The following is a 20,414-nucleotide window of genomic DNA, read 5'->3' as shown; positions in this document are numbered from 1 at the left end:
TCTTCGGTGACCACTCCGACGCCAGGAGTCCGGATCAGCCGGCGTCTCCCACCAGGATGGCCGCCGCATCCTCCGTCACCGTGTCGTCGGGCTCGTCGTCGATGTGGGCGAGTACCCGCCGACCCAGGAAGACGGTGAGCGCGGCCAGCAGGACAGAGGCCGCGGCGAACAGATAGGGAACCGTTGCGTTGAACGCGTGCCACAGGAGGGCGGCGATCGGGGGAGCCATGGCGCCGCCGAGGAACCGGACGGCGGAGTACGCCGACGAAGCGACGGAGCGCGGCAGATCGGTCGCCTCCATCACCGCTTCGGTGAGCACGGTGTTCATCACGCCGAGCAGAAGCCCGCCCACCACGATGCAGGTGACCAGCGCCGCGGCATTCCCCACCACGAGCCCGGCAGCGATCAGATCGACCGCCAACAGGGGGAGGACGACCAGGATGATGCGCGTCCTGGGCATGCGGCGCATGAGGAGAGGTGCGACCCAGACGCTGGTGACCGCGAGTGCGACTCCCCAGCCGAAGAAGGTGAAGCCGATGCCCATCGCGCCGAAGCCCAGCGGGAACGGGGAGAAGGCCAGGAGGACGAAGAAGCCGATGTTGTAGAACAGGGCCGTGACCGCGAGCACCGCGAGTGCCGGGCGGCGCAAGGCGCTGAACGGTGCGGAGAATTTGACGGGCTGGCGCTTCTCGCCCGGGCCGCGCAGCAGGACCAGCACGGCGACGAAGGCGATCGCCATCAGCGCGACCACTCCGAAGAACGGTCCACGCCAGCTCTGCTCGCCGAGGAGGCCGCCGAGGAGCGGACCGACGGCGATGCCCAGGCCGAGGGCGGCCTCATAGAGGACGATGGCCGCGCTGCTGCCGCCTGACGCGGCACCGACGATCGTGGCGAGGGCCGTCGAGATGAAGAGCGCGTTACCCAGGCCCCACCCAGCACGGAAGCCGATGACGGCGTCGACGCTGCCGCTCAGTGCGCAGAGCAGTGCGAACACCACGATCAGCGCGAGTCCGATGAGCAGCGTCGCCTTGGCCCCGATGCGGCTGGAGATCCAGCTGGTCACGAGCATCGCGAGACCGGTCACGAGGAGATAGCTGGTGAAGAGCAGCTCGGTCTCGACGGGAGAGGCCTGCAGCGATTCGGCGATCGCGGGCAGGATCGGGTCGACGAGTCCGATGCCCATGAAGGCGACGACGCACGCGAATGCGACGGCCCAGACCTGGGCCGGTTGTTTCCACACCGAGGGGGTGGCGGCGGTGTTCACCGAGGTTCTCCTGTTCGATCAGTGGCGGTATGCGCGGCGAGGATCTCCGCCGCACGTGTGAGGGCGGCCCACTCCTCGTCGTCCAGAGCGGCGAAGCGTGGAGCGAGAGTGTCGCGGAACTCGGCTCGCCAGGCGGCAAGCGCCGAGGTCCCCTGCGCGGTGATGTCGACGACGGTCGCGCGGGAATCGTCCGGGTCGGGGGAGCGGAGGATGAGTCCTTCTCGCTCCAGGCCGCCGAGGAGACGCGTCATTCCGGGTTGGGTCGTCCGTGCGGCGGCAGCCAGTTCGCCGACGCGCCGGGAGCCTGCCTGCTCGAGCAGGCTCAGCACACGCCACTGCGCCGCTGGCGCGTCGTTTCCGGCGTCCTGCGCGGCGATACGGCCGAGCGCGTACGCCGAGAGCACCAGGGAGGGGATGACGTCCGTGCGATTCATACCAGCAAGTATATACCCCCTGGTATGAATAACCGTCAGCGTCGGGCGGTGGCGATGCGCGCGGAGAGTTGATGTGCGTGTGCCAGGAGGGTGCGGCCGAGCTCGGCCATCCGGTCAGGGCCGAAGCGGAACTCCACACCGGTGAGGCTCAATGCCCATTCGGGGCGCCCCGAGCGATCGAACACGGCGGCGCCGAGTCCCCAGCTGCCTTCGACGATCAATCCGGGGTTCACCGCGTATCCCCGTTCCTTGGTCTCCGCGAGGCGCGCGCGAAGGGGGCGCATGCCGTGGGCACGTCCCCACGCGCTCTCGAGGTCCGGGTGACGCTCGAGGTAGCCATCCACATCGTGGTCCGGAAGGAAGGCGAGAATGGCGAGGCCCGCGCTCGCGACGCCCAAAGGGAAGCGGACGCCCTCGCTCAGCACGAAGGAACGGATGGGGAACGAGCCTTCCTCGCGGAGGAGGCAGACCGTCTCGTCCGCTCGACGTACGGAGAGGAACGCGCTCTCCTCGGTCTTGACGGCGAGTGAGCGGACCACGTCGCGGGCGAGAGCAGTCACGTCGTACCGAGCGGCCGCGACGGATCCCATCAGGAAGAGCTCAGGACCGGGCATCCACCGGGTGCTCTCGCCATCGCGGTCGACCAGGCCCTCGGCGCGGAGAGCACTCAGCAGGCGGTGCGCTGTGGAGCGCGAGAGGTCTGCGCCGCGCGCCAGCTCCTGCAGCGAGGCGCCCTCGGCGCCGGCGGCCGTCACCAGACGCAGCAGGCGTGCGGCTCTGGCGATGGCCTGAGCGCCGGGCACGGCTGCAAGAGGTTCCATGATGTGGACGCTACCTCTAGGTTCTGCCACATCACAAGATCCTGCTTCTCCGGCCAGGTGCTCTGGACGGATGCTGGGGAGAGCACGGGATCGAAGGAGCCGACGTGATCGACAAGCACTGGGAGTCTGCCGAGGCAGCTGTCGCCGACATCAGGGATGGGGCGTCGCTGGCGGTCGGCGGCTTCGGTCTCTCCGGTAACCCGATCGCACTCATCGAGGCGCTCCTCGCACAGGGCACCACGGGCCTGAGCGTCGTGAGCAACAACTGCGGGGTCGACGACTGGGGTCTGGGTGTGCTGTTGGGCGCGCGGCGGATCCGCAAGATGACCTCGTCTTATGTGGGCGAGAACAAGGAGTTCGAGCGTCAGTTCTTGAGCGGGGAACTGGAGCTCGAACTCACACCGCAGGGAACCCTCGCCGAGAAGCTCCGCGCCGGCGGGTCGGGGATCGCCGCCTTCTACACCCAGACCGGGGTCGGCACACAGGTGGCAGAGGGGGGACTGCCGCGCAGGTACAACCCCGACGGCACGATCGCCGTCGCCTCGGCCCCCAAAGACGTGCGCACCTTCGAGGTCGACGGGGCCCCGCGTGAGTTCGTCCTCGAGGAGGCGATCACCACCGACTTCGCGCTCGTGCACGCCGCCCGCGGCGACCGACACGGCAACCTCGTGTTCAACAAGGCTGCGCGCAACTTCAACCCGCTCGCAGCCATGGCGGGACGGGTCTGCATCGCTCAGGTCGAACAGCTGATGGAACCGGGGGAGCTCGACCCCGATGGCATCCACCTTCCCGGCGTCTTCGTGCACCGCGTCGTCGAGGTCGGCACCGACATCCCCAAGCGCATCGAACGGCGCACCGTCGCCGTGGAAGGAGCCTGACATGGCACTGACCCGCGAGCAGATGGCCGCCCGCGCTGCGGCCGAGCTGCAGGACGGCGCCTACGTGAACCTCGGCATCGGTCTCCCCACTCTGGTGCCCAATCACGTGCCGCCCGGTGTCACCGTGGTCCTGCAGTCAGAGAACGGCATCCTCGGCGTCGGCCCCTATCCGCGGGAGGACGCGGTCGATCCCGACCTGATCAATGCGGGAAAGGAGACGGTGACCGCTCTCCCCGGGGCGGCTTTCTTCGACTCGGCGACCAGTTTCGGCATGATCCGAGGCGGCAAGATCGATGCCGCGATCCTCGGGGCGATGCAGGTCTCGTCAGCGGGAGACCTCGCGAACTGGATGATCCCCGGCAAGATGGTCAAGGGCCCTGGCGGTGCCATGGATCTGGTCCACGGCGCCGGCCGGGTCATCGTGCTCATGGAGCATGTCGCGAAAGACGGCTCCGCGAAGATCGTCGAGGAGTGCTCCCTGCCGTTGACGGGTCGAGGCGTCGTCGACCGGATCATCACCGACCTCGCCGTGATCGACGTGACATCGGAGGGACTCGTGCTCGTCGAGACCGCGCCGGACGTCACGGTCGATGACGTCGTCGCCGCGACGGAGCCACCCCTCATCGTCTCCCGCGCACTGCACAACGGAAGGACCACGCACCATGACTGAGAACGACGTCGTCATCGTCGCCGCTGCTCGCACCCCACAGGGACGCCTTAAGGGGCAGCTCTCCGCGTTCACAGCGCCTCAGCTCGGATCACTGGCGATCCGCGGCGCGCTCGAACAGGCCACGATCGATCCCGACGATGTCGATGCCGTCGTCGTCGGTCAGGTGCTCGCGGCCGGGTCGGGACAGAACGCGGCGCGGCAGGCGGCGATCGGCGCGGGCATCGGATGGGACGTGCCGGCGCACTCGGTGAACAAGGTCTGTCTGTCGGGGCTGACGGCGATCATCGACGCCGCACGCATGATCCGCACGGGTGATGCCGAAGTGGTCGTCGCCGCGGGCATGGAGTCCATGACGCGCGCCCCGCACCTGCTGATGGGTTCCCGCGACGGCTGGACATACGGAAGCGTCGAGGTGCTCGACCACATGGCATACGACGGGCTCACCGACGCGTACGACCAGGAGAGCATGGGAGCATCGACGGAACGGCACAACGCGCGTTTCGGACTCACCAGGGCGGCGCAGGACCAGGTCGCGGCTCTCTCCCACCAGCGCGCGACGGCAGCGCAGGAGTCGGGAGTGTTCGACGCGGAGATCGTCGCCGTGGACGTTCCTCAACGACGGGGTGAGCCCGTGCGCGTGACGAAGGACGAGGGCGTACGACCCGACACGACCGTGCAGACGCTTTCGGGACTCAGAGCGGCGTTCGCGGAAGGCGGCTCGATCACCGCCGGTAACTCATCGCCGATCTCCGACGGTGCCTCCGCGGTCGTGCTGACGACCCGCGGCGTCGCGACGGTGAAGGGCTGGCCTGTGCTGGCGACCGTCGGTGCGAGCGGGCAGACGGCAGGACCGGACAACTCGCTGCAGGCGCAACCGGCGCGGGCGATCGAGCGTGCGTGCGCCAAACAGGGCATCTCGCCGTCCGATCTCGATCTGGTCGAGATCAACGAGGCCTTCGGCGCCGTCGTCGCACGTTCTCAGGACGAGCTGGGCATCGACGAGAGCATCGTGAACATCCATGGTGGCGGCATCGCGATCGGTCACCCCATCGGAGCCTCAGGCAACAGGCTCGTCGTGCACCTCGCGCACGAGCTGGCACGTCGGGGCGCGGGGACCGCGGCGGTCGGACTGTGCGGCGGCGGCGGTCAGGGAGAGGCGCTCATCCTCACCCGATGACGACGGTCCCGGCCAGCGGCCGATCAGGGACGTGAGTCTTTAGCGTGGTCCTGCGTGTCGGCGAGGGCCTTCTGCGAGCGGAACTGCAGTCGCTGGGCCTTCTTCGCCTTCTTGACCGACTGCGGGGAGTCGGCGTCCACCAGCACACCGCGACGTTCGCGGTTCATGTCGATCACGGCGCCGACGGCGAGGGCCATCGTGATGCCCCAGCTCACCCAGGACAGCACGGCACGCCAGGTGACGGGCTGCTCGCGGGTGCCGCGCAGCAGGGAGACTCCGGCGGAGATCGCAGCGACAAGTCCGGTGCTGAAGAGGTAGCGCATTCCCCCACGCTACCTTCCCGCACCCTTGGTCGCATGGAGCCTTGACAAGCCCCCGGTGGATCCGGCAGGGAACGAGCTGACGGACGGCACTCGGGCGCACCCGCTATCATGGCCTGGTCGCGGCTCGCCCGCGGCCGCACAACCGTGTATCTACCGGCCGTCGGCATTCCGGCGGACAGCGGCGGCACCCGACATCGCGTCTTCGACGCGCGAGAGCCATGACACGCGCAACAGCATCGCAGCAAATCGCCGAGCCGACCCTTCTCCGTCTCGCCGGCCTTCCCTACTTCCTCATCGCCTTCATCGCCCGGCTGCCGTTCGCGATGATGGTCGTCGGCGTGCTGACGGTCGTCGTCTCCGCGCGGGGCTCCCTCTCGCTCGGAGGTCTCACCTCTGCGGCCGTGGGTCTCGGCACCGCATGCTTCGGGCCTCTGCTCGGGGCAGCAGCCGATCGCTTCGGGCAGCGGGTCGTGCTGATGGTGCTCGCTGTCGCGAACGCGGCCATGCTTCTGCTGTTCACCGTGGTCGTCTACGGAACGGCGCCGGACGGATTCGTGCTGCTCGCCGCCGTCGGCATCGGGGCGAGCGCCCCGCAGGTCGCTCCGCTCTCACGGTCGCGGCTCGTCACGATCATCAGCGAACGAATGGCGGAGTCCCGCCGTGCGAAGACGGTGTCGGGCACGATGGCCTACGAGTCGGCGGCGGACGAGACGGTGTTCGTGTTCGGGCCGTTCCTGGTCGGGATCCTGGCGTCGGCGATCGCGCCGTGGGCTCCGCTGGTCGGTGCGGCCGTCCTCACCGTGGTCTTCGTGGGTGCCTTCGCGCTGCATCCCAGCGGTCGACACGTCTCGCAGGATCGCGACGCCGACGGGAAGGCGCCTTCGGCCGTCTCCGAGCTGTTCCGGCCCCAGCTGCTGATCGTGGTGGTCGGCATCCTCGGCGTCGGCATCTTCTTCGGCACGATGCTCACCTCGCTGACGTCGTTCATGGCCGACCGCGGGGCGCCGGAGCAGGCCGGCCTCCTCTACGGTGTCATGGGCGTGGGGTCCGCCATCCTCGCACTCGGTGTCGCATGGCTTCCCCCGCGATTCTCGATGCGCGCGCGGTGGCTCGTGTTCTCCGGGATCCTGCTGGCGGGCACGCTGCTGCTCGGATTCGTCGACACCCCCGGCACCATGATTCTGGCGCTCGCGATCATGGGCATCGGCATCGGTCCCACTCTCGTCACGCAGTACAGCTTCGGTGCGGCCCGCAGTCCCCGGGGACGCTCCGCCACCGTCATGACGATGCTCGGCTCCGGCGTCGTCGTCGGGCAGTCCATCGGAGCCGCCTTCGCGGGTGAGATCGCCGAGAACGTCGGCACGCCCGCTGCGCTGTTGCTGCCGATGATCGCGGCACTGATCGCCTTCATCGCGGGTGTGGCGAACTGGTTCCTCAGCGGTAGAGGGGACGCGAGGCCCGCGTCAACCCCTGACGCGCGATCCGCGGAGATCGACGTTCCTCGATAGCCTGGAGGAAACCCCGGGAGGAGCCCTCGTGGCCGCAGCAGATTTCGTCGTCGTCGCCAACCGCCTGCCCGTCGATCGGGTGGTGGGTCCCGGAGGTGAGGAGACCTGGCGCACGTCTCCCGGTGGTCTCGTCGCCGCGCTCGAGCCGATGATGCGCAGTGTGCACGGGGCCTGGGTGGGCTGGCCCGGCCAGGCCGACGTCGAGCTGGAGCCGTTCGCGGCCGACGGCATCGACCTGATACCGGTGACGCTCAGCGCTCAGGAGGTCGCCGAGTACTACGAAGGCTTCGCGAACGACACCATCTGGCCGCTCTATCACGATGTGATCGCGCCGCCGCAGTACCACCGGGAATGGTGGGAGGCATACGTGACGGTGAACCGCCGCTTCGCCGAGGCTGCTGCCGCCGCGGTCGCGAAGGACGGCACCGTGTGGGTGCACGACTACCAGCTCCAGCTCGTGCCGCAGATGGTGCGGGAACTGCGGCCCGACGTCACCATCGGCTACTTCCACCACATCCCGTTCCCCGCTCACGGTCTGTACGCGCAGCTGCCCTGGCGCGACCAGGTGCTGCGCGGACTCCTCGGCGCCGACGTCATCGGCTTCCAGCGCGCGCAGGACGCCACCTACTTCCTGACCGCCGTACGCCGCCGCTTGCGCTACGAGGTCAAGGGCTCGCACGTCGCGGTGCCGGAGGGCGAGCAGACCAGGACGGCGGTGGCGAGAGCCTTCCCGATCTCCATCGACACCGAGCCCTACCTCGAGCTCGCGGCCAGGGAGGACATCCAGGCCAGAGCCGCCGAGATCAGAGCCAGCCTCGGCAACCCCAAGCGCATCCTGCTCGGCGTCGACAGACTCGACTACACGAAGGGCATCCGGCACCGCATCAAGGCCTATGGCGAACTGCTCGAGGACGGGCGACTGAACGTCGAGGACGTGACACTGGTGCAGGTCGCGAGTCCCAGCCGCGAGCGGGTCGATGCCTACGTGCACCTGCGGGACGAGATCGAGCTCGCCGTGAGCCGCATCAACGGCGACAACGACACCATGGGGCACTCCGCCATCCGGTACCTGCACCAGGGGTATCCGCGCGAGGAGATGGTCGCGCTCTACCTGGCGGCGGATGTCATGCTCGTGACCGCGCTCCGCGACGGTATGAACCTCGTGGCCAAGGAGTACGTCGCCACCAGGGCCGACAATCGCGGCGTGCTCGTGCTGAGCGAGTTCACGGGAGCGGCGGACGAGCTGCGCCAGGCCGTGCGCGTCAACCCGCACGACATCGAAGGTCTCAAGGACGCGATCATGACCGCCGTGGACATGCCGGCGGGCGAGCAGTCGCGTCGCATGCGCTCGCTCCGGCGCCGGGTGCTCGACAACGACGTGACCGCGTGGTCGTCGTCGTTCCTCGCCGCGTTGGCGGAGGTGCGCGGTCGCTGAGCCCGCGCACGGCCCGCGATACTGGGAGAGCCCCCTTCGATTGGAGAATCCGTGACGCGCCCTTGGACCCCTGGAACAGCCGATGACGACCTGAGCGCTCTGGCCGGCACTGCACGGCTTGTGGTCGCGCTCGACTTCGACGGCACGGCATCGCCGCTGGTCCCGGATCCGATGGCCGCCAGAGCCCTTCCCGAAGTCGCCGTCCAGGTCGACCGCCTCGCCGCTCTTCCGGACACTGTCGTCGCCTACGTCTCCGGACGCAGCATGCATGACCTCCGTGTCATCACGGAGCACACCGACGACTCCGCGATCGCCTTGGCCGGATCGCACGGCGCCCAGTACTGGTTCCCGGGGGAGGGCGACGCTGATGCTCCCGGCGAGCCGACGGACGATGGTGCTCGTGAGGAGCTGTGGGCGGCGGCGAAGCCGATCATCGACCGATATGAAGGCGCCGAGTTCGAGCCCAAGACCTTCGGCATGGGCGTGCACACCCGTCGTGCCGACCGCGAGACCGAGGAGCGCGTCTTCGCCGAGATCGATGCCCTCGTCGCGGAGCGGTTCCCGCACTGGAGACGGCGTTCGGGCCACAGGGTGCTCGAGTTCTCGTCGCGAACGGAGGGCAAGGACGCGGCGATGGCCGCTCTCCGCGAGAGGTTCGACGCCACCGGGATCCTCTTCGCCGGCGACGATGTGACGGACGAGGATGCGATGCGTGTGCTGCAGCCCGGCGACCTCGGCGTCCGGGTCGGGCCGGGGGAGAGCGCCGCGACCCTTCGTGTGGACTCTCCACAACAGATCGCCGAGCTTCTGGAGGCGTTGGCGGACGAACGTGCCTCTCGGCGGCAATAGACTTCCGTCATGTCCTCGCATGATCCCTCCAGCAGCGCGCCCATCGACATCAAGCCCCGCAGCCGCGTCGTCACCGACGGCATCGAGGCCACGACCTCCCGCGGTATGCTCCGTGCCGTCGGCATGGGCGACGCCGACTGGGACAAGCCGCAGATCGGCATCGCGTCCAGCTGGAACGAGATCACTCCCTGCAACCTGAGCCTCGACCGTCTTGCTCAGGGGGCGAAGGAGGGCGTGCACTCCGGCGGCGGGTACCCGCTGCAGTTCGGAACCATCTCCGTCTCGGACGGCATCTCGATGGGCCACGAGGGGATGCACTTCTCACTCGTCTCCCGCGAGGTCATCGCCGACTCGGTCGAGACCGTGATGATGGCCGAGCGCCTGGACGGCTCCGTCCTGCTCGCCGGCTGCGACAAGTCGATCCCCGGCATGCTCATGGCCAGCGCCCGCCTCGACCTGTCGAGCGTCTTCCTCTACGCCGGGTCGATCGCGCCGGGCTGGGTCAAGCTCTCCGACGGCACCGAGAAGGACGTCACGATCATCGACTCGTTCGAGGCGGTCGGCGCCTGCCGTGCCGGCCTGATGAGCGAGGAAGACCTCAAGCGCATCGAGTGCGCCATCGCTCCCGGTGAGGGAGCGTGCGGCGGCATGTACACCGCCAACACCATGGCCTCCGTCGCCGAGGCACTCGGGCTCAGCCTGCCGGGCTCCGCCGCGCCGCCCGCTGCCGACCGCCGTCGCGACTACTTCGCGCATCGGTCGGGCGAGGCCGTCGTCAACCTGCTCCGTCAGGGCATCACGACGCGCGACATCCTCACCAAGGAGGCGTTCGAGAACGCGATCGCCCTCGCGATGGCCCTCGGCGGCTCGACCAACGTCGTCCTCCACCTCCTCGCCATCGCGAGAGAGGCCGAGGTCGAGCTGAGTCTTCACGACTTCAATCGCATCGGCGACAAGGTCCCGCACGTGGCCGACATGAAGCCGTTCGGCAAGTACGTCATGAACGACGTCGACCGCCACGGCGGCATCCCCGTGATCATGAAGGCCATGCTCGACGAGGGCCTCCTGCACGGCGACGCGCTCACGGTCACCGGCAAGACGCTCGCCGAGAACCTCGCGGACCTCGACCCGCAGCCGATCGACGGCGAGGTCATCCACACGTTCGACAACCCGATCCACGCCACGGGCGGGCTCACTATCCTGCACGGCTCGCTCGCCCCGGAGGGGGCCGTCGTCAAGACGGCGGGTTTCGATGCGGCGGTGTTCGAGGGACCGGCCCGCGTGTTCGAGCGCGAGCGCGCGGCCATGGATGCCGTGGCCGAGGGCGAGATCGAACCCGGCACGGTGATCGTGATCCGCTACGAGGGACCCAAGGGTGGACCGGGCATGCGGGAGATGCTCGCGATCACCGCGGCCATCAAGGGCGCTGGACTCGGAAAAGATGTACTACTCTTGACGGACGGACGATTCTCAGGCGGCACAACCGGCCTGTGCATCGGCCACATAGCACCCGAAGCGGTGGACGCAGGTCCTATCGCCTTCGTGCGCGATGGTGATCTGATACGGGTCGATATCGCAGCTCGCTCTCTCGATCTACTCGTCGACGAGGCAGAGCTCGCCTCCCGCCGCTCTGGCTGGGAGCCGCTTCCCCCGCGCTACACCCGAGGCGTTCTTGCCAAGTACTCGCGCCTCGTGCGGTCCGCCGCCGAGGGAGCGACCACCGGCTGATCCATCGACAGGCTCAGGAACCCAGCCGATCGGACATCCGGCGTCCTCCACAGATCATCAGAAGGAAAGTCATGACTGCTGATTCCGCCCCGGCCGTGCCGAGGCCGCCCGCCCGTCAACCTGCCGCACCGGAGATCACGGGCGCTGAGGCCGTGGTCCGCTCGCTCGAGCTGCTCGGTGTCACCGACGTGTTCGGGCTTCCTGGCGGGGCTATCCTCCCCGTCTACGACCCGCTGATGGACGCTTCCGAGCTCCGTCACATCCTGGTTCGTCACGAGCAGGGAGCCGGGCACGCGGCCGAGGGGTACGCGTCCGCATCCGGCAAGGTGGGCGTGTGCATCGCGACCTCCGGTCCCGGCGCGACCAACCTCGTGACCGCGATCGCCGACGCCTACATGGATTCGGTGCCGATGCTCGCGATCACCGGTCAGGTGTTCTCGACCCTCATGGGGACGGATGCGTTCCAGGAGGCCGACATCGTGGGCATCACGATGCCGATCACCAAGCACTCATTCCTCGTGAAGGACGCGGCGGACATCCCGGGCGCGATCGCTGCGGCGTACGAGATCGCCGGCACCGGGCGCCCCGGTCCGGTGCTGGTCGACATCACCAAGGACGCGCAGCAGGCGACCGCGCCCTTCGTATGGCCGCCCAAGATCGACCTGCCCGGCTACCGTCCTGTGACCAAGGCGCACGGGAAGCAGATCCAGGCCGCGGCGGCCCTTCTCGCCGAAGCCAAGAAGCCGGTGCTGTACGTGGGTGGCGGCGTGATCCGCGGCAAGGCGTCCGCAGAACTCCTCGAACTCGCCGAGTCCACCGGCGCCCCGGTCGTCACGACGCTGATGGCCCGTGGTGCTTTCCCGGACTCGCACCCGCAGCACCTCGGCATGCCCGGCATGCACGGCACGGTTCCCGCTGTGCTCGCTCTGCAGGAGGCCGATCTCCTCGTCTCGCTCGGTGCGCGGTTCGACGACCGTGTCACGGGTAAGGCGGCGCTGTTCGCACCCAACGCGAAGGTCGTCCACGTCGACATCGACCCGGCGGAGATCTCCAAGATCCGCACGGCCGACGTGCCGATCGTCGGCGATGTGCGCGACGTCCTCACCGACCTCGACGCGGCGTTCCGTGGCGCGACGGCCGACACGAAGCCCGACATCGAGGAGTGGTGGTCGTACCTCGACGGTCTGCGTACCGAGTTCCCGCTGGGATTCGCGCCGACGACCGACGGTCTGCTCGCTCCTCAGCACGTGATCCAGCGCATCGGCGAGCTCACCGGGCCGGAGGGCATCTTCGCCTCCGGAGTCGGCCAGCACCAGATGTGGGCTGCGCAGTTCATCAAGTACGAGCGTCCGAACGCCTGGCTGAACTCCGGCGGTGCCGGAACGATGGGCTACTCGGTGCCGGCGGCCATGGGTGCCAAGGTCGCCGAGCCCGATCGTCCGGTCTGGGCGATCGACGGCGACGGCTGCTTCCAGATGACCAATCAGGAGCTCGCGACCTGCACGATCAACAACATCCCGATCAAGGTCGCGATCATCAACAATTCCTCGCTGGGCATGGTGCGCCAGTGGCAGACGCTGTTCTACGACGGACGTCACTCGAACACCGATCTCAACACCGGTCACGGAACGATCCGCATCCCCGACTTCGTGAAGCTCGCCGAAGCCTACGGCTGCCTCGCGATCCGTGTGGAGAAGGAGGAAGAGGTCGACGCCGCCATCAAGCTCGCACTCGAGACGAACGATCGGCCTGTGGTGATCGACTTCGTGGTGAGTGCCGATTCCATGGTGTGGCCGATGGTGCCGCAGGGAGTCAGCAACAGCTACGTCCAGTACGCCCGCGAGCACGCGCCCGCATTCGACGAGGAGGACTGATCCATGTCGACCCATGTGCTGAGCCTGCTGGTGGAGAACACCCCCGGCCTTCTGACCCGTGTGGCCGGCCTCTTCGCCCGCCGCGGCTTTAACATCGATTCCCTCGCCGTCGGCGTGACGGAGGTGCCTGGCATCTCCCGGATCACCGTCGTCGTCGATGTCGATGAGCTCCCGCTCGAGCAGGTCACCAAGCAGCTCAACAAGCTGATCAACGTGATCAAGATCGTCGAGCTCGACTTCGCCACGTCGGTGCAGCGCGAGCACATGCTCGTGAAGGTTCGCACCGACAACGCCACCCGCTCGAACGTGATCGAGGTCGTCAACCTCTTCCGCGCTTCCGTGGTCGACTACGCCTCCGACGCGCTCGTGATCGAGGTCACCGGCGACAAGGGCAAGGTCGATGCCATGCTCCGCGCGCTCGAGCCCTTCGGCATCAAGGAGATCGCGCAGTCCGGTCTTCTCGCCATCGGCCGCGGTGGCAAGAGCATCACGGAACGCGTGCTGCGCGGTTGATGCGCCCCCCTCTACCTACACGAACCACAATCAAGGAGAAACACAAAGTGAGCACCGAGATCTTCTACGACGCCGATGCAGACCTGTCCCTGATCCAGGGCAAGAAGGTCGCCATCGTCGGTTACGGCTCGCAGGGCCACGCCCATGCGCAGAACCTTCGCGACTCGGGTGTCGAGGTCGCGATCGCCCTCAAGGAGGGCTCGAAGTCGGCAGCCAAGGCCGAGGAGGCAGGCTTCCCGGTCAAGACCGTCGCCGAGGCCACCGAGTGGGCCGACGTCATCATGATCCTCGCGCCGGACCAGCACCAGCGCACGATCTACAGCGAGTCCATCGCGCCGAACCTCACGGCCGGCAAGACGCTCGCGTTCGCCCACGGCTTCAACATCCGCTTCGGTTACATCGACGCTCCCGAGGGCGTCGACGTGATCCTGGTCGCCCCGAAGGCTCCGGGCCACACCGTGCGTCGTGAGTTCGTCGCGGGCCGCGGCATCCCCGACATCATCGCCGTCGAGCGCGACGCATCGGGCAAGGCCTGGGACCTGGCGCTCTCCTACGCGAAGGCCATCGGCGGCACCAGGGCCGGCGTCATCAAGACGACGTTCACCGAAGAGACCGAGACCGACCTGTTCGGCGAGCAGGCCGTGCTCTGCGGTGGTGTGAGCCACCTCGTGCAGGCGGGCTTCGAGACCCTCACCGAAGCGGGCTACCAGCCGCAGATCGCGTACTTCGAGGTGCTGCACGAGCTCAAGCTCATCGTCGACCTGATGTGGGAGGGCGGCATCGCCAAGCAGCGTTGGTCGATCTCCGACACCGCCGAGTTCGGCGACTACGTCTCGGGCCCGCGCGTCATCGACGAGCGCGTCAAGGAGAGCATGAAGGGCGTGCTGGCCGACATCCAGTCCGGCGCCTTCGCCAAGCGCTTCATCGACGACCAGGACAACGGGGCCGAGGAGTTCCTGGCGCTGCGTGCCAAGGAGGAGCAGCACCCCATCGAGGTCACCGGCAAGGAGCTGCGCTCGCTCTTCGCCTGGAAGCAGCAGGACGAGGACTACATCGACGGCAGCGCCGCGCGCTGATTCGATCTTCGAACGAACGGGCGTCCCTTCGGGGGCGCCCGTTCTGCGTCGAGCAGGTCCATCCACTCTCTAAACATCGGATGTCTGTGCCAGGATGGGAGGTATGCGACAGGAATGGTTTGACCGGGCTCGGTTCGGCATGTTCGTCCACTTCGGCCTCTACAGCACCGCCGCACGGCACGAGTGGGTGCAGAACTACGAGCGGCTCACGGACGAGGACTACCGTCAGTACTTCGAGCACTTCGATCCCGATCTCTTCGATGCCGCAGCACTCGCGCGCACGGCGAAAGCGACGGGCATGGGGTATGTCGTGCTCACCACGAAGCACCACGACGGTTTCTGCCTCTGGGATTCGAAGCTGACCGACTTCACCTCGGTCGCGAACACCGGACGTGACCTGGTGCGCGAGTACGTAGACGCGCTGCGGGCGGAAGGCCTGAAAGTCGGCCTGTACCACTCGGTCATCGACTGGCATCACCCCGACTTCACGATCGACTGGAACCACCCGCGTCGCGACGATGAGAACGCTCATGAGCTGAACGCCGGCCGCGACATGGCCGCATACCGCGCCTACCTCCACGGTCAGGTGCGCGAGCTCCTCACGGAGTACGACGACATCGACTACCTCTTCTTCGATTTCACCTACCCGGAGGAGAAGGACGGGTGGGCAGGCAAGGGGCCCGGGGACTGGGATGCGGAGGCACTGCTCGCTCTGTGCCGGGAGCTGCAGCCGAACATGCTGGTCAACGATCGTCTGGGTATCCCCGCGGACTTCGTCACGCCAGAGCAGTATCAGCCCACCGCGCCGATCGTGCGAGACGGCGTTCCCCTCACGTGGGAGGCGTGCCAGACGCTGAACGGATCGTGGGGTTACCACCGCGACAACATGGACCAGAAGTCGTCGACGTTGCTCGTGCAGATGCTCGTCGACTCTGTCTCGATGGACGGCAACATGCTGCTGAACATCGGCCCGGACGGGCGTGGGGCGATCGCTCCGCGGGATGCGAGCACGTTGGCGGAGATCGGGGAGTGGATGCGCCTGCACCGGAACGCGGTGGTCGGCGCGGGGTACGCGGCCTTCACCCCACCGCGTGAGGGCGTCTACACGCGCAGGGGAAACCGGCTCTACCTGAGCCTCTTCAGCTGGCCCATGGGTTTCGTCCACCTCCCGGAGCTCGCGGGCAAGGTGTCGTACGTCCGGCTTCTCAACGACGGATCCTGGCTCCAGACGAGCGTGTCCGACCCCGATCGCGAGGCGGATCTCATGACACCCGCAGGCGAGGCCGAGGGGACTCTGACCGTCCACCTCCCGGTGCGTCGACCCGATGTGCTGGTCCCCGTGATCGAGCTGACTCTGATCGAGGACTGATCCGCACCGTGGCGGTGGCTCAGGCGGCCGCCACGGGGATGTCCATGCCCTCGAGCGCGAGTCGGGCCGCGCCGTGCAGGATGGCGTCGGCGCCCGTCGCCGCGGACTCGATGCGCAGTCGCTGGGTGGCGAGCGGGTGGCAGGCCTCGTAGACGCGGCTGCGGACGGCCGCGATGAACGGTTCGGATGCGCTCATGCTGCCGGTGAGGAACACGGCGTGCGGATTGAAGAAGTTCACGACCCCGGAGAGTGCCTGGCCCAGGTGGGTGCCGGCGGTTCGGACCAGAGTCGTGGCGAGGGGATCGGCGTCGCGCGCCAGGCTCAGCACGTCGGTCGTCGTGCGCACGGCGTCGTTCCCGCGCTCGCGCATCTGTCGGACCAGACTCGCCCCGCTCGCCACGGTTTCCAGGCATCCGGTGTTTCCGCAGGAGCAGGGGATGTCGCCGCTGCCGTCGATGCGCGTGTGGGTGATGTCGCCCGCGGCCGACGTGGCGCCGCGGTGCACGTGCCCGTCCACGATGATGCCGCTGCCGATGGCGGTTCCCGCCTTCACCGTGATGCTGTGACCGGTGTGGCCGAAACGCTCACGGTGCTCGCCGAGCGCGGCGAGGTTCGCGTCGTTGTCGACGGCGACAGGGACCCCGTAGCGCGCGGAGAGGTGCTCGCCGACGCGGAACCCCGGCCATCCGGGCATCCGCGAGGGTTGGTCGACGGATCCCGTGGAGATGTCGACCGGACCGGGGAGGCTGATCCCGATCGCATGGATCCTCCCCGAGGACAGGAGACGGTCGAACACGACCGCCAGGCGATCCAGGGTGGCCTGCGGTCCCTCGGTGACATCGACGGCGATGGATTCACTGTCCAGGAGGGCACCGCTGAGGGAGTGCCTGCCTATGCGGGCGTGTCCGCCGCCGAGGTCAGCGGACAGGACGAAGCCGTCCGCCGCGATCTGAAGGACACGTGGGCGCCGCCCTCCGCGTGACGTGCCGTCTCCGGCTTCTCTGAGCACGCCGGCATCCAGCAGGGACTGCACGCGGAGACCGACCGTCGATGCGGCCACGCCGAGCGAGGCGGCGAGCTCGGAACGCGATCGCGCCTCACCGCGGGCGACGAGGTCGAGGATGCGTCGCGTGTGCGGATCGTCGACGGCGGTGTCAGCGGAGTTCGTCATGAGAGCACTTTCCTGTCGGAGCATCGTCAGCGTAGTGGGGGTTCGTCGTGTTTCCCGGGAGTTACGAATTATCAAGCTCCGATAAACATCGGATGTTCGGCTTGCGGCCACTTGCGAAGTATGAAACGGTAACTTCATACGAAATCCTACTAGGTTACTTCGACCCGCGAATTAACCGGTTCCCTTTCCAGGAGGCATTCAATGAAGAAGTTGCGTGTAGGGGCTGTGGTCGCCGTCGCCGGCGTCGCGGTCGCGATGACCGGCTGCGCGAGCGGCAGCGGCACGGGTGGTTCGGCAGACGGCGACACCATCGTGGTGGACATGTGGGCCGGGAGCGAGTCGGACGTGGACGCCCTCGAGGCGCAGGTCGCGTTCGCGCAGGAGCAGAACCCCGACATCAAGATCAAGCTGCAGACGTCGCCGTGGAGCGACTTCTTCACGAAGCTGACCACCAACATGGCCAGCGGCAACATGGCGTGCGTCACGGGCATGAGCGGCGCGCAGCTGGGAGGCTACACCGGCGGCTTCCGCGAGCTGAGCGATGCCGACCTGAAGACGGCGGGAATCGACTGGGCTGACTTCAATCCGAGCGCCGACGGGATCCTCAGCTTCGAGGGCAAGACTTACGGCGTGCCGTTCGACGTCGCCACCATGCTCGTCTACTACAACCAGGACATGCTGACCGCCGCCGGCGCCGCAACCCCTGAGATCGGGTGGACGTTCGACGACTTCGACAAGATCGCCGCCGACGCCACCAAGGACGGTAAGTACGGCTTCGGCATGGGTATGGGCGGCTACCAGTGGATGTCGATGCCGATCGCCTACTCCGCCACGCAGCCGGCCTCCGAGGACGGCACGTTGCACATCGATGAGAAGGCCTTCGTCGACGCGTCGACCTGGTACGCCGAGCTCGTGACCGAGAAGAAGGTCGCCGCACCCGTGGCCTCCGCTTCCGACACGGGGTGGGGAGAGAACCAGTACACCGGCGCCAACGCGGCCATGGCCGTCGACGGCACCTGGAACGCGGTGAGCTACCTCGACAACGAGTCGGGCTTCGCCGCCGGCATGGTCCCGCTGCCCGCCGGAGTCGACGGCAACCCCGGTCCGATCCTCGGCTCGGGCTACGGCATCTCGGCCAACTGCAAGAATCCCGAGGCCGCGCTCAAGGTCATGGGCTCGCTGCTCGGCGAGGACGCGCAGGACTACATCGCGTCGTCCGGCCGCTCCTACCCGGCACGCACGTCGTCGCAGCCGCTGTACTTCGAGTCGATCGACGAGAAGTACCGCGACCGGGTGAAGTCCGTCTTCGAGGCTGCGTTCGGTGACACCGTCCCCCTCTACATGACGAAGAACTGGCAGAAGCTCGACAGCTACATCCAGCCCAACCTCGTCAGCGTCTACAACGGCCAGATGACGATGGAAGAGCTGCTGTCGAACGCGCAGGCGCAGTTCGGCGAGTGATCGGGCCTCGGCCACCACAGCAGCAATGCAGTAACAGAGGAAGAAACTGAGATGACGATCACGACGAGACGTCGACGATCGCTCGCCAAGGTGGAGGCCGGTCAGGCGCTGGGATTCGCAAGCCCAGCCCTGATCGGGCTCGCCCTGTTCACGATCGTGCCCGTCGGGCTGTCGATCGTGATGAGCGTCTTCGACTGGCCGACCTTCGGCGAGCGGACCTTCAACGGCGTGGACAACTACGTCAAGCTGTTCACCAGCAGCCCCGACTTCTGGCCGGCGCTGCGCAACTCGGCGGTGTACACCCTGCTGTACGTGCCGTTGAGCGTCGCTCTCTCGCTCGTGCTCGCTCTCGGTCTGAACTCCCGGATCCGCGGTCGCGGCGCACTGAGGGTGCTGTTCTTCATCCCCGTCGTCACGCCGATGGTCGCCAACGTGCTGGTCTGGAAGATGATGCTCCAGCCGCAGGGACTCTTCAACGGCCTCTCGCAGACCTGGTTCGGCATCGAGCTGCCCAACTTCCTCGCCGATCCGTCGTGGGCCATGATCATGGTCGTCGTCATGAGCGTCTGGCAGGGACTCGGCTACAACATGCTGATCTTCTCGGCCGCCCTCGAGCAGCTCCCCGAGAGCGTGCTGGAGGCGGCGAGCATCGACGGCGCACAGGGGATCCGGCGGGTGTGGAGCATCATCGTCCCGATGATCTCGCCATCGATCTTCTTCGCCACCATCATGACGATGATCACGTCGCTGCAGGTGTTCGTGCAGCCGCAGATGCTCACCGGCGGCGGTCCGGGCAATGCCACGAAGCCGCTCGTCATGTACATCTGGGAGCAGGGATTCACCTTCGGCGATCTCGGCCTCGCCGCTGCAGCCGCGTGGATCCTGTTCGCGATCATCATCGCGATCACCGGGCTCCAGTTCGCCGCACAGAAGAAGTGGGTGCACTATGAGCACTGAGACCCTCGTCCGGCCCGCCGGACGCACCGGCCGCGCCGACCGCGAACGCGAGCGCGCACGCGGTGCGGCGACGACCCCCGGCGCCCGCGCCCGTCTGATCCTCGCGCACGTCGCGATCTACGTGGCTGCGCTGATCTTCATCTCGCCGTTGATCTACGCGTTCTTCTCGGCTCTCAAGCCGAACGCGGAGATGTTCTCGATGCCGCCGACCCTGGTGGGCTCCGAACTGCGGTGGAGCAACTTCGTCGACGTGTTCGCCTACGGGCCGTTCCTGACGTACATCATGAACTCCTTCATCGTCGCGATCGGCGGAACGCTCGTCGTGCTGATCGTCTCGACCACAGCCGGATACGCCTTCGGGCGCCTGCGGTGGAAGGGCCGGGACGCGGTGTTCGTGCTGTTCCTGGCCACCCTGATGGTTCCCGCCGAGGTGCTCGTCATCCCCATGTTCCAGGTCATGCAGTGGTTCAACTGGGTCGACACATACCAGGCGCTCATCCTTCCCTTCGCGTTCGGCGCCTTCGGCACGTTCCTGATGCGGCAGTTCTTCCGCGGCATCCCCTACGAGCTGGAGGAGGCGGCCCGTGTCGACGGCGCAGGCCCCGTGCGATCGTTCCTGCAGATCATCCTTCCGCTGTCGAAGTCGGCGGTGGCGGTGCTCGCGGTGTTCACGTTCCTCTCGTTCTGGAACAGCTACCTGTGGCCGCTGATCGTGACGGTCGACTACAACGCGCACGGCACGCTTCCGGTCGGCCTCGCGAGCTTCGCCGGTCTCACCGGCACGCGGTGGGACCTGCAGATGGCAGCCGCGATCATCTCGATGGTGCCGACCACGATCCTCGTGATCGTGCTGCAGAAGCACCTCGTCAAGGGGATCGCGATGGCCGGGCTGGGTGGTCGCTGAGC

Annotated in this window: 19 protein-coding genes; 14 read left to right on the top strand and 5 right to left on the bottom strand. The window is 67.5% G+C overall.

From position 1 onward, the window contains the following. Positions 1 to 34: 34 nt before the first annotated feature. The 3 genes from MOX01_RS12090 to MOX01_RS12080 are packed head-to-tail and all read right to left on the bottom strand — an operon-like array spanning position 35 to position 2,519. Entirely contained in the window at positions 35 to 1,264 is a 1,230-nt protein-coding gene (locus MOX01_RS12090; protein WP_141369893.1) for an MFS transporter, read from the bottom strand. Continuing rightward, entirely contained in the window at positions 1,261 to 1,698 is a 438-nt protein-coding gene (locus MOX01_RS12085) for a MarR family winged helix-turn-helix transcriptional regulator (protein ID WP_046748390.1), read from the bottom strand. The genes MOX01_RS12090 and MOX01_RS12085 overlap by 4 nt, the downstream gene beginning before the upstream one ends. 35 nt (positions 1,699 to 1,733) lie before the next feature. Then, positions 1,734 to 2,519, bottom strand: a complete 786-nt coding sequence (locus tag MOX01_RS12080; protein WP_061017575.1) for an IclR family transcriptional regulator — start codon at positions 2,517 to 2,519, stop codon at positions 1,734 to 1,736. 104 nt (positions 2,520 to 2,623) lie between these two features. Between MOX01_RS12080 and MOX01_RS12075 the strand changes: the two genes are divergently transcribed. The 3 genes from MOX01_RS12075 to MOX01_RS12065 are packed head-to-tail and all read left to right on the top strand — an operon-like array spanning position 2,624 to position 5,244. Then, positions 2,624 to 3,397 carry a CoA transferase subunit A gene (locus tag MOX01_RS12075; RefSeq protein ID WP_141369891.1) on the top strand — a complete coding sequence of 258 codons (774 nt, stop codon included), beginning with the start codon at positions 2,624 to 2,626 and terminating at the stop codon, positions 3,395 to 3,397. A 1-nt stretch (position 3,398) separates the two neighbouring features. After that, entirely contained in the window at positions 3,399 to 4,067 is a 669-nt protein-coding gene (locus MOX01_RS12070) for a CoA transferase subunit B (protein WP_174799781.1), read from the top strand. Further along, positions 4,060 to 5,244 (top strand): acetyl-CoA C-acyltransferase, encoded by a 1,185-nt coding sequence (locus tag MOX01_RS12065; RefSeq protein ID WP_141369890.1) that lies wholly within the window; start codon positions 4,060 to 4,062, stop codon positions 5,242 to 5,244. The genes MOX01_RS12070 and MOX01_RS12065 overlap by 8 nt, the downstream gene beginning before the upstream one ends. Positions 5,245 to 5,267: 23 nt before the next feature. Here MOX01_RS12065 and MOX01_RS12060 read toward each other — a convergent pair whose 3' ends face one another. After that, a complete protein-coding gene (locus tag MOX01_RS12060; protein WP_046748394.1) occupies positions 5,268 to 5,567 on the bottom strand; it encodes a hypothetical protein in 300 nt (99 codons plus the stop codon). Positions 5,568 to 5,785: 218 nt separating this feature from the next. Between MOX01_RS12060 and MOX01_RS12055 the strand changes: the two genes are divergently transcribed. The 8 genes from MOX01_RS12055 to MOX01_RS12020 all read left to right on the top strand — a co-directional run bounded on the left by MOX01_RS12055 (position 5,786) and on the right by MOX01_RS12020 (position 15,919). Then, a complete protein-coding gene (locus MOX01_RS12055; RefSeq protein WP_141369888.1) occupies positions 5,786 to 7,075 on the top strand; it encodes an MFS transporter in 1,290 nt (429 codons plus the stop codon). Positions 7,076 to 7,103: 28 nt separating this feature from the next. Then, positions 7,104 to 8,510 carry an alpha,alpha-trehalose-phosphate synthase (UDP-forming) gene (locus MOX01_RS12050; protein ID WP_058630553.1) on the top strand — a complete coding sequence of 469 codons (1,407 nt, stop codon included), beginning with the start codon at positions 7,104 to 7,106 and terminating at the stop codon, positions 8,508 to 8,510. A gap of 51 nt (positions 8,511 to 8,561) precedes the next feature. After that, on the top strand, positions 8,562 to 9,359 hold the full coding sequence (gene otsB, locus MOX01_RS12045) for a trehalose-phosphatase (protein ID WP_046748397.1): 798 nt from the start codon (positions 8,562 to 8,564) through the stop codon (positions 9,357 to 9,359). Positions 9,360 to 9,368: 9 nt separating this feature from the next. After that, positions 9,369 to 11,087 carry a dihydroxy-acid dehydratase gene (gene ilvD / locus MOX01_RS12040; protein ID WP_046748398.1) on the top strand — a complete coding sequence of 573 codons (1,719 nt, stop codon included), beginning with the start codon at positions 9,369 to 9,371 and terminating at the stop codon, positions 11,085 to 11,087. 71 nt (positions 11,088 to 11,158) lie between these two features. Continuing rightward, positions 11,159 to 12,961, top strand: coding sequence for an acetolactate synthase large subunit (locus MOX01_RS12035; protein ID WP_058630554.1), 1,803 nt, complete (start codon positions 11,159 to 11,161; stop codon positions 12,959 to 12,961). A gap of 3 nt (positions 12,962 to 12,964) precedes the next feature. Then, positions 12,965 to 13,474, top strand: coding sequence for an acetolactate synthase small subunit (ilvN, locus tag MOX01_RS12030; RefSeq protein WP_017830816.1), 510 nt, complete (start codon positions 12,965 to 12,967; stop codon positions 13,472 to 13,474). 47 nt (positions 13,475 to 13,521) lie between these two features. Next, complete coding sequence (ilvC, locus tag MOX01_RS12025; protein WP_058630555.1) at positions 13,522 to 14,550, top strand: ketol-acid reductoisomerase; 1,029 nt, start codon at positions 13,522 to 13,524, stop codon at positions 14,548 to 14,550. A gap of 94 nt (positions 14,551 to 14,644) precedes the next feature. Then, the gene (locus MOX01_RS12020; protein WP_371861861.1) at positions 14,645 to 15,919 is read left to right on the top strand and encodes an alpha-L-fucosidase; all 1,275 of its coding nucleotides are present in this window, start codon (positions 14,645 to 14,647) and stop codon (positions 15,917 to 15,919) included. A gap of 19 nt (positions 15,920 to 15,938) precedes the next feature. On the opposite strand, the gene MOX01_RS12015 is transcribed toward MOX01_RS12020, so the two are convergent. Continuing rightward, positions 15,939 to 17,090, bottom strand: a complete 1,152-nt coding sequence (locus tag MOX01_RS12015; protein WP_058630557.1) for an ROK family transcriptional regulator — start codon at positions 17,088 to 17,090, stop codon at positions 15,939 to 15,941. A gap of 201 nt (positions 17,091 to 17,291) precedes the next feature. Here MOX01_RS12015 and MOX01_RS12010 point away from each other — a divergent pair, with 201 nt between their 5' ends. Genes MOX01_RS12010 through MOX01_RS12000 form a run of 3 tightly spaced genes read left to right on the top strand, consistent with a single transcriptional unit; the run spans position 17,292 to position 20,412 of the window. Then, positions 17,292 to 18,551 (top strand): ABC transporter substrate-binding protein, encoded by a 1,260-nt coding sequence (locus tag MOX01_RS12010; RefSeq protein ID WP_230977878.1) that lies wholly within the window; start codon positions 17,292 to 17,294, stop codon positions 18,549 to 18,551. A 51-nt stretch (positions 18,552 to 18,602) separates the two neighbouring features. Beyond that, positions 18,603 to 19,508, top strand: coding sequence for a carbohydrate ABC transporter permease (locus tag MOX01_RS12005; RefSeq protein WP_045265140.1), 906 nt, complete (start codon positions 18,603 to 18,605; stop codon positions 19,506 to 19,508). Then, on the top strand, positions 19,498 to 20,412 hold the full coding sequence (locus tag MOX01_RS12000; protein ID WP_046748404.1) for a carbohydrate ABC transporter permease: 915 nt from the start codon (positions 19,498 to 19,500) through the stop codon (positions 20,410 to 20,412). Before MOX01_RS12005 ends, MOX01_RS12000 begins: the two co-directional genes overlap by 11 nt. Positions 20,413 to 20,414 lie beyond the last annotated feature (2 nt).

Origin of the sequence: Microbacterium oxydans (assembly GCF_006540085.1) — a bacterium.
Taxonomy (GTDB): Bacteria; Actinomycetota; Actinomycetes; order Actinomycetales; family Microbacteriaceae; genus Microbacterium; species Microbacterium oxydans.
The sequence above is the reverse complement of the archived record's forward strand: the minus strand, read 5'-3'. Positions and strand labels throughout refer to the sequence as shown.

Bases quoted from the DNA above. Each gene is read 5' to 3' on its own strand.
- MOX01_RS12080 (WP_061017575.1), bottom strand. From the start codon at position 2,519: ATGGAACCTCTTGCAGCCGTGCCCGGCGCTCAGGCCATCGCCAGAGCC.
- ilvD (WP_046748398.1), top strand. From the start codon at position 9,369: ATGTCCTCGCATGATCCCTCCAGCAGCGCGCCCATCGACATCAAGCCC.
- MOX01_RS12010 (WP_230977878.1), top strand. From the start codon at position 17,292: ATGAAGAAGTTGCGTGTAGGGGCTGTGGTCGCCGTCGCCGGCGTCGCG.
- MOX01_RS12015 (WP_058630557.1), bottom strand. From the start codon at position 17,090: ATGACGAACTCCGCTGACACCGCCGTCGACGATCCGCACACGCGACGC.
- MOX01_RS12065 (WP_141369890.1), top strand. From the start codon at position 4,060: ATGACTGAGAACGACGTCGTCATCGTCGCCGCTGCTCGCACCCCACAG.
- MOX01_RS12020 (WP_371861861.1), top strand. From the start codon at position 14,645: ATGGGAGGTATGCGACAGGAATGGTTTGACCGGGCTCGGTTCGGCATG.
- MOX01_RS12070 (WP_174799781.1), top strand. From the start codon at position 3,399: ATGGCACTGACCCGCGAGCAGATGGCCGCCCGCGCTGCGGCCGAGCTG.
- MOX01_RS12035 (WP_058630554.1), top strand. From the start codon at position 11,159: ATGACTGCTGATTCCGCCCCGGCCGTGCCGAGGCCGCCCGCCCGTCAA.
- MOX01_RS12000 (WP_046748404.1), top strand. From the start codon at position 19,498: ATGAGCACTGAGACCCTCGTCCGGCCCGCCGGACGCACCGGCCGCGCC.
- ilvN (WP_017830816.1), top strand. From the start codon at position 12,965: ATGTCGACCCATGTGCTGAGCCTGCTGGTGGAGAACACCCCCGGCCTT.
- MOX01_RS12055 (WP_141369888.1), top strand. From the start codon at position 5,786: ATGACACGCGCAACAGCATCGCAGCAAATCGCCGAGCCGACCCTTCTC.
- MOX01_RS12060 (WP_046748394.1), bottom strand. From the start codon at position 5,567: ATGCGCTACCTCTTCAGCACCGGACTTGTCGCTGCGATCTCCGCCGGA.
- MOX01_RS12085 (WP_046748390.1), bottom strand. From the start codon at position 1,698: ATGAATCGCACGGACGTCATCCCCTCCCTGGTGCTCTCGGCGTACGCG.
- MOX01_RS12005 (WP_045265140.1), top strand. From the start codon at position 18,603: ATGACGATCACGACGAGACGTCGACGATCGCTCGCCAAGGTGGAGGCC.